Annotated in this window: 11 protein-coding genes; 4 read left to right on the top strand and 7 right to left on the bottom strand. The window is 69.3% G+C overall.

The window, feature by feature from the left end:
• The first annotated feature begins 27 nt into the window (after positions 1–27).
• Positions 28–576 carry a MarR family winged helix-turn-helix transcriptional regulator gene (locus ACSGDB_RS06945; protein ID WP_434993783.1) on the top strand — a complete coding sequence of 183 codons (549 nt, stop codon included), beginning with the start codon at positions 28–30 and terminating at the stop codon, positions 574–576.
• Between the two features lie 46 nt (positions 577–622).
• Here ACSGDB_RS06945 and ACSGDB_RS06940 read toward each other — a convergent pair whose 3' ends face one another.
• The 7 genes from ACSGDB_RS06940 to ACSGDB_RS06910 all read right to left on the bottom strand — a co-directional run bounded on the left by ACSGDB_RS06940 (position 623) and on the right by ACSGDB_RS06910 (position 7,801).
• The gene (locus ACSGDB_RS06940; RefSeq protein ID WP_434993782.1) at positions 623–1,528 is read right to left on the bottom strand and encodes a metal ABC transporter permease; all 906 of its coding nucleotides are present in this window, start codon (positions 1,526–1,528) and stop codon (positions 623–625) included.
• Between the two features lie 3 nt (positions 1,529–1,531).
• Positions 1,532–2,371: a metal ABC transporter ATP-binding protein gene (locus tag ACSGDB_RS06935; protein WP_434993781.1), complete on the bottom strand. Its 840-nt coding sequence runs from the start codon at positions 2,369–2,371 to the stop codon at positions 1,532–1,534.
• Between the two features lie 61 nt (positions 2,372–2,432).
• Positions 2,433–3,425, bottom strand: a complete 993-nt coding sequence (locus ACSGDB_RS06930) for a metal ABC transporter solute-binding protein, Zn/Mn family (protein ID WP_434993780.1) — start codon at positions 3,423–3,425, stop codon at positions 2,433–2,435.
• Between the two features lie 91 nt (positions 3,426–3,516).
• Positions 3,517–4,596: a hemolysin family protein gene (locus tag ACSGDB_RS06925; RefSeq protein WP_434993779.1), complete on the bottom strand. Its 1,080-nt coding sequence runs from the start codon at positions 4,594–4,596 to the stop codon at positions 3,517–3,519.
• On the bottom strand, positions 4,593–6,029 hold the full coding sequence (locus ACSGDB_RS06920; protein ID WP_434993778.1) for a hemolysin family protein: 1,437 nt from the start codon (positions 6,027–6,029) through the stop codon (positions 4,593–4,595). Before ACSGDB_RS06920 ends, ACSGDB_RS06925 begins: the two co-directional genes overlap by 4 nt.
• Positions 6,030–6,031: 2 nt before the next feature.
• A complete protein-coding gene (locus tag ACSGDB_RS06915) occupies positions 6,032–6,229 on the bottom strand; it encodes a hypothetical protein (RefSeq protein ID WP_434993777.1) in 198 nt (65 codons plus the stop codon).
• Positions 6,230–6,349: 120 nt separating this feature from the next.
• Positions 6,350–7,801, bottom strand: coding sequence for a GuaB1 family IMP dehydrogenase-related protein (locus ACSGDB_RS06910; protein WP_434993776.1), 1,452 nt, complete (start codon positions 7,799–7,801; stop codon positions 6,350–6,352).
• A 166-nt stretch (positions 7,802–7,967) separates the two neighbouring features.
• Between ACSGDB_RS06910 and ACSGDB_RS06905 the strand changes: the two genes are divergently transcribed.
• The 3 genes from ACSGDB_RS06905 to ACSGDB_RS06895 all read left to right on the top strand — a co-directional run bounded on the left by ACSGDB_RS06905 (position 7,968) and on the right by ACSGDB_RS06895 (position 14,550).
• A complete protein-coding gene (locus tag ACSGDB_RS06905) occupies positions 7,968–11,825 on the top strand; it encodes a multifunctional oxoglutarate decarboxylase/oxoglutarate dehydrogenase thiamine pyrophosphate-binding subunit/dihydrolipoyllysine-residue succinyltransferase subunit (RefSeq protein WP_434993775.1) in 3,858 nt (1,285 codons plus the stop codon).
• 114 nt (positions 11,826–11,939) lie between these two features.
• Positions 11,940–12,539: a GDSL-type esterase/lipase family protein gene (locus ACSGDB_RS06900; protein WP_434993774.1), complete on the top strand. Its 600-nt coding sequence runs from the start codon at positions 11,940–11,942 to the stop codon at positions 12,537–12,539.
• 226 nt (positions 12,540–12,765) lie between these two features.
• Complete coding sequence (locus tag ACSGDB_RS06895) at positions 12,766–14,550, top strand: ABC transporter family substrate-binding protein (RefSeq protein ID WP_434993773.1); 1,785 nt, start codon at positions 12,766–12,768, stop codon at positions 14,548–14,550.
• Positions 14,551–14,646 lie beyond the last annotated feature (96 nt).

Genomic DNA, 14,646 nt, shown 5'->3' with positions numbered 1-14,646 from the left:
GACTACTAGATGGTCTAGGATAAATCCATGAGACCTTCGGACGCGCGGCAGGGAGCGGGCTACTGGTATCCCCCGTCCGGGGAAGGCGCCCCCCACCAGGCCGCGACGGGCGTGGACGTCCTCAATGCACTCAGGGCCTACCGGACCGTGGAGAGCGGTCTCCGCCGGGCGCTCAGCGAGCGGCTCAGTATCAACGAGACCGATCTCGCCGCCCTGCGCTACCTCCTCGGCGTCTGGCAGAAGGACGAGGGGGCGAGCCCGAAGGAACTGGCATCCGCCCTCGGGATCTCGAGCGCATCGACCACCCTCGTGATCGACCGGCTCGAGAGGGCCGGATTCACCCGGCGGCGCCGCCATCCCGTCGACCGCCGCGGGGTCATCCTGGGACCCGGCGACAGGGCCACGGAGGAGTTCAGATCCGCCTTCGACATCGAGAAGCGCGGCGTCCTCGCCGCCGCGGACGGCCTCACGGGCGAGGAGACCGAGACGGTCACCCGTTTCCTGCGGAACATGGAACAGGCGATCGCCGACGCCGTCCGGCAGCCGGATCACGACGCCGGTTCCTCGTCCAACTAGTCCTTGGACTCTCGGCCGGGGCTCGTCCGCTCCTGCGTCGTCGCCCTCAGGCGGGAACACCCGCCGTCGTCCGCTGCGATCCGATGCCGCTCCCCGACCGGCGGGATCTCCGCACCGCACGGCGGGACCCGACCACGCGGCACACGAGGTAGATGGCGAAGGAGATGGTCGTGACGTACGGGCTGATCGGGATGCGGCCGCCGAGCGCGAGCAGGATCCCGCCCACCACGGAGGTACACGCGAACACCACGCTGAGCAGCACGACCACGCCGGGCGACGACGACACCTTCAGGGCGGCGGCGGCGGGCGTGATCAGCAGGGCGAGGACCAGGAGGGCGCCGACGACCTGGATGGACAGGGCGACGGAGATGCCCAGCAGCACCATGAAGAGGATCGAGAGGCCCCTGACCGGCACGCCGCGGGCCTCGGCCAGGTCGGGGTCGGCGCTCGCGAAGGTGAGCGGCCGCCAGATCGCGGCCAGGGCGAGCATGACGACGACCGCGCACCCCACGAGCAGATTGAGCTGCACGTCGTCGACCGAGACGATCTGCCCGGTCAGGAGACCGAACTTGTTGGCCGCACGCCCTTCGTAGAGGGCGAGGAAGAGGATGCCGAGGCCGAGGCCGAAGGGCATGACGACGCCGATGATCGAGTTCCGGTCCCGCGCGCGGATGCCCATGAGGCCGAGGACGAGCGCGGCGAGGACCGAGCCGACGAGCGACCCGGCCACCACGTTCGCCCCGACCAGGAGCGCGAACGCGGCCCCGGCGAAGGAGAGCTCGGCGATGCCGTGCACCGCGAAGGCGAGGTCGCGCATCATGACGAAGGTGCCGATCAGCCCGCCGAGGAGGCCGAGCACCGCACCGGCGATGAGCGAGTTCCTGACCAGCGGCAGCAGCTGGGCGTAGTTGTCGAACGTGAAGACGGCGTCGAGGATGTCCTGGAAGTCCATGGCCTAGGCGCTCTCATGATGGTGGGTCGTGGCATCCGGCAGGCCGACGACGACGATCCGCCCGTTGCTGTGCAGCACCTCGACGGGGCTGTCGTACAGATCGGAGAGCACCTCGCTGGTCATGACCTCCGCGGGGCTGCCCACCCGGAACTTCCCGTCGGCGAGGTAGAGCACGCGATCGACGTAGTCGATCACGGGGTTGATCTCGTGGGTCACGAAGACCACCGCACTGTTCTGCTCGTGGCACTGCCGGTTGATGAGGGCGCTCACGGCCTGCTGGTGGTTCAGGTCCAGCGAGAGCAGCGGCTCGTCGCACAGGAGGACGGCCGGGTCCGTCGCGAGCGCCTGCGCGGCCCGCAGCCGCTGCTGCTCGCCGCCCGAGAGGAGCCCGACCGGCGCGTCCGCATAGGATTCGGCGCCGACGGCGTGCAGGAGACGGTCCACGTGCTCGCGGTATCCGCGGCCCCTCACGCGCAGCCCCCAGCGGTGGCCGTCCACTCCGAGCCCCACGAGGTCGCGGGCCCGCAGCGGTGTCTCGGCGGGGAAGGATTTCTGCTGGGGGATGTACCCGAGCGCCCGGCTGCCGCGCGTGACCGGGCCGCCGTCGACGGTCGCGGTGCCGGAGTCGAGGGCCTGCAGCCCCAGCAGGACCTTCAGGAAGCTCGTCTTGCCCGACCCGTTGGGGCCCAGTACGGCGAAGAACTCACCGGGCATGATGTCGAGGTCCAGCCCCTCCCACAGGGTGCGGCTGCCGAAGGACAGCGCCGCGTCGCGCAGACTGATCGCCGGTCGCACGCCCGTCCCCCCGGAGGGGGGCGCGGACCGGGGCACTGTCGAGGTCATGCGGTGCGGCTTCCAGTCTGTCGTGGGTCACGGTGCGGGGGTGGTGCGTGGTGCGGGGTCCTCAGGATCCGAGGGCGGCTTCGATGCTGTCCGTGTTGCCCGCCATCCAGGACACGTAGTCCTCGCCGTCGGGCAGGGTCTCGGTGAACTCGACGACGGGAAGGTCCGCCTCCTCGGCGACGGAACGGACGGCTTCCGTCTGCGCTCCCTCGGTCTGGCCATTGTAGGCAAGGAAGGCGAGACCGCCACCCGAGACGAGGGTCTTCATCTCCTCCAGCGCCGCCACCGGGACGTCCGACTCCTCCTCGATCGCCTCGATGAACCCCTCCGGCGTCACGTCCTCGAGGCCGGCGGCCTCCAGCAGGTACGCGGGGACGGGCTCGGTCACGGCGATCTCGACGTCCTTCGCCGCGTTCTCCGACGCCAGCGCGGCGAGACGCTCCTGGACGGGCTGCAGGTCCTCGATGAAGGCGTCGGCGCGCTGGCGGTAGGCATCGGCGTTGGGTCCGTCGAGGCGGGCCAGCTCGTCCGCCACGGCGTCGGCGAGCGTCGCCATGGCGGCGAGGTCGTACCAGACGTGCTCGTTGAAGGACCCGTGGGCGTGCTCCTCGCCCGCGTGCTCCTCGTCGGCATGCTCGTCCCCGGCAGGCTCCTCGCCGGCGTGCTCGTCGAGGCCGGACACCTCGACGGCGTTGAGCACCGTCCCGACGCCGGTCTCGTCCGCGAGGCGCCCGAGGAAGGCGTCGTACCCGCCGCCGTTCTCGATGACGAGGTCCGCCTCCGAGACGGACAGCTTGTCCTGCACCGTCGGCTCGTACGAGTGCGGATCCTGGCTCAGGCTGTCGACGATCGACGTGACCTCCACGTCGTCGCCGCCCACCGCGGCGGCGATGCCCCCATAGACATTCGTCGACGTGACGATCGTGATCGCCGCGTCGCCGGAGTCCCCCGCCTGCCCGGCCGCGGCGTCGGCTCCTCCGTCTCCGCACGCGGCGAGGCCGAGGGCCGAGACGGCCACGAGGGCGGGAAGGGCGAGACGACGGGAGACAGGCATGGGACCTCGATCTGACTAATGAGAACTGTTCAGGTTAGGGCTTCGAGCATAGCCTAAACGCGAACGGTTCGCATTGCTTGCGGGCCGTCCGTCACGCGTCGGGGCCGCCGATGCCCTCCCCCGATCTCCGCGCGCCCTGGTTCTGGGTGGCGTCGCGGATCTCGCCGACGAGCTGCTCGATCACGTCCTCGAGGAAGAGGACGCCGCGCGTCGACCCATCGGGACCGAGCACGCGCGCCAGGTGGGACCCGGTCCGCTGCATGACCGTCAGGGCGTCCTCGATCTCGTCCTGCAGGGACAGGTTGGCCAGCGTGCGGACCTTGTTCTCCGTGATGGGCCGGCGGTACATGGCCTGGGGCATCGACATGATGTCCTTCAGGTGCAGGTAACCGGTCAGGTTGTCGTCCTCGTCCACCATGACGAACCGGGAGAACCCGGTCCGTCCGACGGCGCGCTCGAAGTCCTCCGGTGTGGCGTCGGTGCGGACGGTGACGAGCTCCCCGAGCGGCACCATCGTCGTCGCGGCCGTCTGCCCGGAGAATTCGAGTGCACTGGTGATCAGACCCGATTCGTCGTCCACGAGTCCGCTCTTCGTCGACTCCTCCACGATCGACTGCACCTCCTCCAGCGTGTAGGTCGAGGACACCTCGTCCTTCGGCTCCACCCGAAGGGCGCGGAGGATGTGGTTCGCGGCCCAGTTCAGGGAGGCGATCACCGGGTTGACGATCCTCGCGATCATCACGAGCGGAGGGGCCAGGACGAGCGCCGCCTTGTCCGCGACGGAGACCGAGATGTTCTTCGGCACCATCTCGCCGAAGGTCACGTGGAGGAAGGTCACCAGGATCAGCGCGATCGCGAAGGCCAGGCCGCCGGCCAGGCCCTCGGGGACGCCGACGGCCTCCAGCGGCACCACGAGCAGGTGGTGGATGGCCGGCTCCGCGACCTGCAGGATCAGCAGCGAGCAGACCGTGATACCGAGCTGCGCGCACGCGAGCATGAGGGAGACGTGCTCCATGGCCCAGATCGTGGTCCTGGCACGCTTCGAGCCCGACTCCGCCAGGGGTTCGATCTGGCTGCGGCGCGCCGACATGATGGCGAATTCCGCGCCGACGAAGAAGGCGTTGCCGGCCAGGAGGACGACGAGCCAGACGATTCCCGCCCAGTCACTCATCGGGAGTCCTTTCGGTAGGCCGTGCTGCCGGCGAGGACGGGGCCGGGAGCCTGCGCGGCACCGGAGGGCCCATGGGGCACCGCCTGGTGCTCGGGGACGACCGCACTCTCGGCGTCGTTCCCGTGGCCGATCTCGGGAGTGGGTGCCGGGCGGAACTGGACGCGGTCGATGCGCCGCCCGTCCATGCGTTCCACGGTGAGGGTGCCGGCGGGGACGTCGACGGCGTCTCCGGGCGCCGGGACCCGGCCCAGCTCGGCCATGATGAACCCGGCCACGGTCTCGTAGCCCGCTTCGTCGGGCACCACGAGGCCCGGGATCTGCAGCGTGACCTCGTCGGGGCGCAACAGACCGGGGAAGAACCAGTCACCCGCGGCGCTCTGGAGCACCCCGAGCTTCAGCTTGTCGTGCTCGTCCGCGACCTCGCCGACGATCTCCTCGACCAGGTCCTCGAGCGTCGCGACACCGGCGGTGCCCCCGTACTCGTCGAGCACCACCGCCAGCTGGAGGTTCGCCTCACGCAGCTCGCTGAGGAGCGAATCGAGGTGCACCGTCTCGGGAACGCGCAGGACGTCGGTCATGATGGTGCCCGCAGGCAGCTCCGCGCGCTTGTGGCGCGGGACCGCGACGGCCTTCTTGACGTGGACCACTCCCCGGATGTCGTCCGCGGAGTCGCCGATCAGCGGGAAGCGCGAGTAGCCGGTGCGGCGTGCGGCTTCGACGACGTCGGCCACGGACTGGTCCGAGTCGATCACCTCCATGCGGATGCGCGGGGTCATGACATCGGCCGCCGTCCGCTCCGAGAAGCTGAAGGTGCGCGCCAGGAAGTTGGCGGTGCCCTGGTCGAGCGTGCCCATTTCGGCGGAGCGCCGCACGAGCGAGGAGAGTTCCGACGGCGTCCGCGCCCCGGAGATCTCCTCCTTGGCCTCCAGCCCGAAGATGTTGAGGATGCGATTGGAGAAGCCGTTCAGCACGAGGATGGCGGGCTTGAAAACGGCGGTGAACACCAGCTGCGGACGGGCCAGGGCCCGGCCGACCCTGAAGGGCAGCGCGATGGAGAGGTTCTTGGGGACCAGTTCACCGATGAGCATGGACAGCAGGGTCGCGAGGATCATCGCGAGGATGAGCGAGGCGGAGGCGACCAGGGCCTCGGAGAGGCCGAGCGCGGTGAGCGGCGTCTCGAGGAGCTTCCCCACGGAGGGTTCCATCACGTAGCCGGTCAGCAGCGTGGTGAGCGTGATACCCAGCTGGCAGCTGGAGAGCTGGGTCGAGAGCGACTTCAGGCAGCGCAGCAGCGGGACGGCCTTCGTGTCCCCCTCGTCGACCGCCCGCTGGACGTACGTCTGGTCGAGGGCGACGAGGGCGAACTCGACGGCCACGAAGAATCCCGTGCCGAGGACGAGGAGCAGGCCGGCGGCCAGGTAGATCCATTCCACCGCTACTTCCCCTCCTCGGTCAGGCCGGGACGGGAGAGCAGCGGTCCGGGTTTGAGGGGGTCCGCGGCGTCCGACGGGGCGGGCGGGGCGCCCTGGTCGGAATCGGCGTCCGCGGCCCGTCCGGAGTCGGCTCCGGGCAGCGGATGGGCAAGGAGGGAGGGTGCGCCGGCGTCGAGCCGGCCCCTGGAAGGACTGTCCATAAGGCTCCCAGTTTACGGGCCCGCCCGGCGACCGGCGGACGGCATCGGCTGCGCCGCTCCGGGTTCTTCGCTCACAGCGCAATGCACCGTCCCGGGCACGTCAGCGCCCGGGACGGGATCTCACCAGCTCTGCGGAAGGGGTCGCCCCTCCTCGTAGCCGGCGGCGGACTGCACCCCGACCACCGCGCGCTCGCGGAACTCGCCCAGCGTCGTCGCTCCGGCGTAGGTCATCGAGCTGCGGACTCCGGCCGTAATCATGTCGAGGAGGTCCTCGACGCCGGGGCGTGCCGGGTCGAGGTACATCTTCGAGGTGGAGATCCCCTCCTCGAAGAGTCCCTTGCGGGCCCGCGCGAAGACGTCATCGGTCCGGGTCCGGTTCTGCACGGCCCGGGCGGAGGCCATCCCGAAACTCTCCTTGTACCGGCGTCCGGTGCTGTCGGTCTGCAGGTCGCCCGGGCTCTCGTACGTCCCGGCGAACCAGGAGCCGATCATGACCTGGCTCGCGCCGGCCGCGAGGGCAAGGGCCACGTCGCGAGGGTACCGCACACCGCCGTCGGCCCAGACGTGGGCGCCGAGCTCGGCGGCCGCCTGCGCACACTCGTGGACCGCGGAGAACTGCGGGCGGCCGACCGCCGTCATCATCCGCGTGGTGCACATGGCGCCGGGCCCGACGCCCACCTTGATGATCGACGCGCCGGCCGCGACGAGGTCGCGGACGCCCTCGGCGCTGACCACGTTCCCGGCCACGATCGGCACCGTCGGGTCCAGGCTGCGCACGACGGCGAGCGCGTCGAGCATCTTGCGCTGGTGCCCGTGGGCGGTGTCGACGACGAGGACGTCGACGCCGGCGTCGAGCAGCGCGGCCGCCTTCGCCTCCACATCGCCGTTGATGCCGACGGCGGCCGCCACCTTCAGCCGGCCCGCGGCGTCGAGCGCCGGGTCGTAGATGGTGGACCGGAGCGCCCCGGTGCGGGTGATGACGCCCTGCAGCACGCCGTCGCGCACCACGGGCGCCAGCGAGACGCGCGATCCGTCGAGGTCCTCGAAGGCCTTCTGCAGCGCCGCCGCGGGGTCGGCGTCGAACATGGACGCCTCGAAGGCAGCGGGCGCCGGGCGCATCACCGACTCCAGGGAGGCGAAGCGGTCCACCTCCTCGCAGTCGTCGGCGTCGACCACCCCGACGCACCGCCCCGCGTCGTCCGTGACGACGACCGCCCCGTGCGCGCGCTTGTGCATGAGATGCAGCGCATCCACCACGGTGTTGCCGGGCCGGAGCTGCAGCGGCGTCTCGAACACCGGGTGGCGCTCCTTGACCCACGAGGTGACCTCGGCGATGACCTCCGCGGGGACGTCCTGCGGCAGGACCCCGATGCCGCCGCGCCGCGCGATCGTCTCCACCATGCGCCGCCCCGTCACCGCCGTCATGTTGGCCACGACGAGCGGGATCGTGGTGCCCGTGCCGTCGTCCGAGGAGAGGTCGACGTCGAACCGGGAGATCACCTCGGACGTGGAGGGGACGAGGAACACGTCCGAGTAGGTGAGATCGGTGGTGGGCGGGTTGATGAAGCGCATGGTTCTCCTTGATAGACAGCCGCAGAAAGTCTAGTGCGTCCGGCCCGGCTGATTGGATTGTTCGTAACTCCTGTCACTACACTTGGACAGGGTCCGGGCGCGGCGTCGCGCCGAGCCTGCAGACCGCACCGCGCTCATGGCGATCCACGGAAGAGGCGTATACCAAGTGCCAGAACAGACCAGCCACCGTCTACCTGAAGAATTCGGCGGAAACGAGTGGCTTGTTGACGAGCTCTACGAGCAGTTCCAGCGCGACCGCCACTCGGTGGACCGCAAGTGGTGGGAGCTCTTCGACTCGTTCGACGCCGACGGCGCGCCGTCGGGAGACGCCCGGCCTTCCACGGACGCCCCGGCCGACGGGGCGGCATCGCCCGCCGTCGCCACCCCGGCCGCACCCGCACCGGCGAGCCCGCCGTCGTCCGCCCGGTCCGCAGCGAATCCCCCCACGCGGGAACTGCCGGTCGTGAAGGCGGAGGCCCCGGCACCGAAGGCCTCCGGCGAGTCCCCCGCGAGCACCCAGCAGAGCGGGAAGCCGCCCGTGCCGAACGAGCCGGCGAAGAAGCCGGAGTCGTCGCGCCAGGACAAGCCCGCCGCGAAGCCCATCCCTGCCCAGCTCCCCGCCTCGGACCGCAACGCCGAGATGGACGAGAACCGGGTCAGCGTGCTGCGCGGCCCGGCGAAGGCCATCTCCACCAACATGGAGGCCAGCCTCAGCGTCCCGACGGCCACGAGCGTCCGGGCCATCCCCGCGAAGCTGCTCATCGACAACCGCGTGGTGATCAACAACAACCTCGCCCGCGCCCGCGGCGGCAAGGTGTCCTTCACCCACCTGATCGGGTACGCGATCATCCGCGCACTCGCCCAGTTCCCCTCCCAGAACGTCTACTACGACGTCGTCGACGGCAAGCCGTCCGCCGTCCAGCCCGCCCACGTGAACTTCGGCCTCGCCATCGACATGCCGAAGCCGGACGGCACGCGCTCCCTCGTGGTCCCGAACATCAAGAAGGCCGAGACCATGAACTTCTCGGAGTTCTGGCACGCCTACGAGGACCTCGTGAAGAAGGCCCGGGCGGGCAAGCTCGGCGCCGACGACTACGCCGGCACCACGGTGTCCCTGACCAACCCGGGCGGCATCGGCACGGTGCACTCCGTGCCGCGCCTGTCCAAGGGCCAGGCCTGCATCATCGGCGCGGGTGCCCTCGAGTACCCCGCCGAGTTCCAGGGGTCCAGCGAGAAGACGCTGGCGAAGCACGCCATCAGCAAGACCATCACGCTGACCTCGACCTACGACCACCGCGTGATCCAGGGCGCCGGCAGCGGCGAGTTCCTGCGCATCATCCACCAGTTGCTGCTGGGCGAGCAGAACTTCTACGACGAGATCTTCGAGTCGCTGCGCATCCCCTACGAGCCCGTGCGCTGGAGCGCGGACATCCAGGTGGATCCGATGGACCAGATCAACAAGGTGGCCCGGATCCAGCAGCTCATCCACGCCTACCGCGTGCGCGGCCACCTCATGGCGGACACCAACCCGCTCGAGTACGTCCAGCGCAAGCACGCCGACCTCGACATCCGCACCCACGGCCTCACCCTCTGGGACCTGGACCGCGAGTGGCCCACGGGTGGCTTCGGCGGCCAGCCCTCGCTCAAGTTCCGCGACATGCTCGGAGTGCTCCGCGACGCCTACTGCCGCACCACCGGCGTCGAGTACATGCACCTGCAGGATCCCGAGGAGCGCCAGTGGTTCCAGGACGAGCTGGAGCACCCGTATTCCAAGCCGAGCCGCGAGGAGCAGCTGCGCATCCTGCACAAGCTGAACTCGGCCGAGGCGTTCGAGACGTTCCTGCAGACCAAGTTCGTCGGCCAGAAGCGCTTCTCCCTCGAGGGCGGTGAATCCCTGATCCCGCTGCTCGACGCCGTGATCTCGGGGGCGGCCGACGACGGGCTCGACGAGGTCGCGATCGGCATGGCGCACCGCGGCCGGCTCAACGTCCTCACCAACATCGCCGGCAAGACCTACGCCCAGATCTTCCGCGAGTTCGAGGGCACCCAGGACCCGCGGTCCGTCCAGGGATCGGGTGACGTCAAGTACCACCTCGGCACCGAGGGGACGTTCACCTCCGACGCCGGCAACGAGACGAAGGTCTACCTCGCCGCGAACCCGTCGCACCTCGAGGCGGTGAACCCGGTCCTGGAGGGCATCGTCCGCGCCAAGCAGGACCTCCTCGACCAGCGCGGGACGTTCCCCGTCCTGCCGATCCTCATCCACGGCGACGCCGCCTTCGCCGGCCAGGGCGTCGTGGCGGAGACCCTCAACCTCTCGCAGCTGCGCGGCTACCGCACCGGCGGCACCATCCACGTGATCGTCAACAACCAGGTGGGCTTCACCACGAGTCCCACGTCGTCGCGCTCCTCCGTGTACTCGACGGACGTCGCGAAGATGGTCCAGGCACCGGTCTTCCACGTGAACGGCGACGACCCGGAGGCCGTGGTCCGCGTGGCCCAGATGGCGTACCAGTTCCGCCAGCGGTTCCACAAGGACGTCGTGATCGACATGGTCTGCTACCGCCGTCGCGGCCACAACGAGGGTGACGACCCCTCGATGACGCAGCCCATGATGTACAACCTGATCGAGGCGAAGCGCTCGGTCCGGAAGCTGTACACCGAGGCCCTGATCGGTCGCGGCGACATCACGCAGGAGGAGGCCGAGCAGGCGCTGCGCGACTACCAGGAGCGCCTCGAGCGCGTCTTCGCCGAGACCCATGCGGCCCAGACCTCGCCCCTCCCCGTCCTGGCCAAGGACCCGCAGGCGGTCTCCGACCTCGAGCGGCCCTACGCCCAGCAGTCCGACGGCGGCGACGCCGCCGTCCCGGAGACCGCGATCAGCACGGAGACGCTCGCCCGCATCGGCGCGGCCCACACGGCGATCCCGGACGGCTTCACCGTCCACCCGAAGCTCAAGGCGCTGCTCGACAAGCGCGAGCAGATGTCGCGGGAGGGCGGGATCGACTGGGGCTTCGGCGAGATCGCCGCCTTCGGGTCGCTCCTCATGGAGGGCGTCCCCGTGCGGCTCGCGGGCCAGGACTCGCGCCGCGGCACCTTCGTGCAGCGGCACGCCGTCTTCCACGACCGCGCCACCGGCAACGAGTGGCTGCCGCTGGACGACCTCAGCGAGGACCAGTCCAAGTTCTGGATCTACGACTCCCTGCTGAGCGAATACGCGGCCATGGGCTTCGAGTACGGCTACTCGGTGGAGCGCCCCGACGCCCTCGTGATCTGGGAGGCGCAGTTCGGTGACTTCGTCAACGGCGCGCAGACCATCATCGACGAGTTCATCAGCTCGGCGGAGCAGAAGTGGGGACAGCGGTCCTCGCTGGTCCTGATGCTCCCCCACGGCTACGAGGGCCAGGGCCCCGACCACTCGTCCGCGCGCATCGAACGCTTCCTGCAGATGTGCGCCGAGGAGAACATGGTCGTCGCCAACCCGAGCAACGCCGCCTCGCACTTCCACCTCCTGCGCCGGCACGCCTACACGCGGCCGAGGAAGCCGCTGATCATCTTCACCCCCAAGCAGCTCCTGCGCCTCAAGGCCGCGGCGAGCTCGGTGGAGGACTTCACGCAGGGCACCTTCCGGCCGGTCATCCCGGACACGCTGGGCACACCGGGCAAGGACGTCGAGCGGGTCATCCTCGTCTCGGGCCGGCTCTACTACGACCTGCTGGCCTCGCGCCAGAAGCTCGACGACGGCAGGACGGCCATCGTCCGCGTGGAGCAGCTCTACCCGCTGCCGGTGGAGGAGATCCGGGCCGCCCTGGACACCTACCCCGGCGCGGAGATCGTCTGGGCGCAGGACGAGCCGGCCAACCAGGGGCCGTGGCCCTTCATCGGGCTCAACCTCCCCCAGGAGCTCGACCGGCCCGTCCGGCTCGCCTCGCGGCCCGCCTCGGCGTCCACGGCGACGGGGTCGGCCAAGAACCACGCCAAGGAGCAGGAACTCCTGGTCAAGCGGGCGTTCGGCCGGGAATAGCAAGCGATCAGTATGATGTCGGGTGGGGCTCGAGGCCCCACCCGATGTCTTTAAGGGCCTGTCACCGGCGTGTCCGGACAGCCATGTACCTCCGACGAGCACACCGAGGAACCAGTGGAACAACGCAGAATCCGGCTAGCAGCAGTGGGCGACGAACTCCTCGCAGGGCTCGGTGATCCGCGGGCTCTCGGCTGGCTCGGTCGCGTGATGGCCCGGACCAGGCCCGACAACGTGGCCGTCGAGGCCTACAGCCTGGCCGCCCCCGGCGAGGGGACCGAGGCCCTGGCGAACCGCTGGCTGCAGGAGGCCGGACGCCGTTTCGCGGACGGCTACGACAACCGCCTGGTGGTCGGCCTGTCCGACTGCGACCTCGACCTCGAGCTGTCCACCGCGAGGAGCCGCCTCAACCTGGCGAACATCCTCGACGGCGCCTCGCAGTCGAGCGTCAAGGCCCTCGTCGTCGGGCCTCCCCCCGGGCTCGACGCCGAACGCAACCGCCGGCTCGCCGACCTCTCCGCGGCCTTCGGTGATGTCACCACGCGCCGCAAGCACGTCTTCGTGGACACCTTCACCCCGCTGCTCGCGCACGAGCAGTGGCGCCACGACCTCGCGGCGAACGGCGGGACGCCGGGCCAGGCCGGCTACGGCCTCATGGCCTGGCTGGTCCTGCACCGCGGCTGGTTCCAGTGGCTGGAAGTACCCGCGCCAGAGTAAGGCATGCAGGCAGTGGAAGGCCCTGGGACACGCTGTTCCCGGGGCCTTTTCCGTTGTTCAGGAGCCTTATGTTTCGCAGGGGTAACAAATGGGTTATCAACGGCTTACTGAGTGTCCGAAGGCAACGATCCTTCGCTATGCTGTCCCCGTGTGATTGCCGTCACTGGGAATCCGCCTCGTGGGACCTATCTTCGTCCCTCGCGCCCAGCACAGTAAGGACTATCGAATGCGTAATAAGCGCACAATGACGCTCGCCGCACTGTCCATCGGAGCGCTCATGCTGAGTGCCTGTGGATCGGCGGGCGGGACGGCCGAGACCCCGGCCTCCGAAGGTGCCGAGGAGAACCTCGCATCGACGATCAACATCGCGATCAGCCAGGCTCCTACGGCCTACAACGGCCAGACCGCGGCAACCAACGCCGTGTACAACACCTATGTCGACAACCTGACATCGAGTGGCTTCGCTGCGTTCGCCGCCAACGGCAACCTCGAGCCCAACGAGGAATTCGGCACCTACGAGAAGACCAGCGACGATCCGCTCACGGTCAAATACACCATCAACGAGGATGCTGTGTGGTCCGACGGAACGGCGATCGACTACGACGACGTCCTGCTGACCTGGGCCGCCATGTCCGGCACCCACCCGACCGGCGAGAAGGACCCGGACACGGGCGCCGAAGCCGACCTGTTCCAGGCGGCCTCCACCAACGGATTCGCGTCGATGAAGATGATCGAGGGCGAGCCGGGCTCCAAGGAATTCGAGGCGGTGTTCGACGAGCCCTACGCCGACTGGGAGGCCCTCTTCACCACCGGCGTCTTCCTGCCCGCGCACATCGCCGCAGAGCAGGGCGGGATGTCGCCGGAGGGTGACGGCGCCGAGCTCGTCGAGGCCATCCAGGCGACCGACATCGAGGCGCTCACGCCTGTTGCCGAATTCTGGAACACCGGCTGGAACTACGAAGCCGACCTCCCCAAGCTCCCCGATACGGCCATCCTCCCCTCCTCCGGCCCCTACAAGCTGGACAACGCCACCAACGGCACCCTGACGCTCGTGAAGAACGACCAGTACTGGGGCGAGGAGCGGGCCGGCAAGACCGACACGATCGTCTTCAAGACCATCGTCGACGAGGAGGCCGTCCAGGCCCTCCAGAACGGCGACGTCGACATCATCGAGCCGTCCAGCCCGACGGTCGACACCAAGACCGCCCTCGAGCAGATCGGCGAGACCGTCACGGTCGACACCGGACAGTCGCTGACCTTCTCGCACGTCGACCTCGACCAGCGGCCCGGTGCCGTCTTCGAGGACCTCAAGGTCCGCCAGGCGTTCGCGAAGTGCATCCCGAGGGCCGACATGGTCGACAAGTTCGTGACCCCCGTCGACCCCGAGGGCACGGTCATGAACCTGCACGAGTACCAGCCGGCACAGGAGGACTACCAGACCGTGCTCGACGGCGCGGAGGCCGCCCAGGGCGACGGCGTCGCCGACATCGAGGGCGCCAAGGCCCTCCTCGAGGAGGCCGGCAAGACCGAGCCCGTCAAGGTCTCCATGATGTTCGCATCCACCAGCCAGCTGCGCGCCGACCAGGTCGCCCTGGTCAAGGACTCCTGCGACCAGGCCGGCTTCGAGATCACCCCGCAGCCCGAGCCCGAGTGGAGCGCCAAGCTCTCACAGCCCGGCGCCTGGGATGCCGTGGTCTTCGGCTGGGCCGGTTCGGGGCTCGTCGCCTCGGGCCAGTCCATCTACATCACCGGCGGTGAGCAGAACTTCGGCGGTTACACCGATTCCGAGGTCGACCGTCTCTGGGACGAGATCGTGACCACGACGGATTCCGAGGAAGTCATCCCGCTCAAGACCGAGCTCGAGCAGCGCCTCGCGGAGACGCAGTACAACGTGGTGCTCTACGCCAACCCGAACATCGCCGGGTACTCCTCGAAGCTCGAGGGCGTCGAGCTGAACCCGACGCAGACCGGCATAACCTGGAACGCCTACAGCTGGACGAAGCAGAACTGATTGCAGCCTCTCCGCTGATGCAGAAGGACGGGCAGGCCCTCGGGCCTGCCCGTCCCTGTGCCCGGCGCCGCGACAGCCTGCACCGCCTCCAAGGAG

Source organism: Arthrobacter sp. Ld5, assembly GCF_051172775.1.
Classification (GTDB): Bacteria; Actinomycetota; Actinomycetes; order Actinomycetales; family Micrococcaceae; genus Arthrobacter_D.
This window is presented reverse-complemented; position numbering and strand designations above follow the sequence as displayed.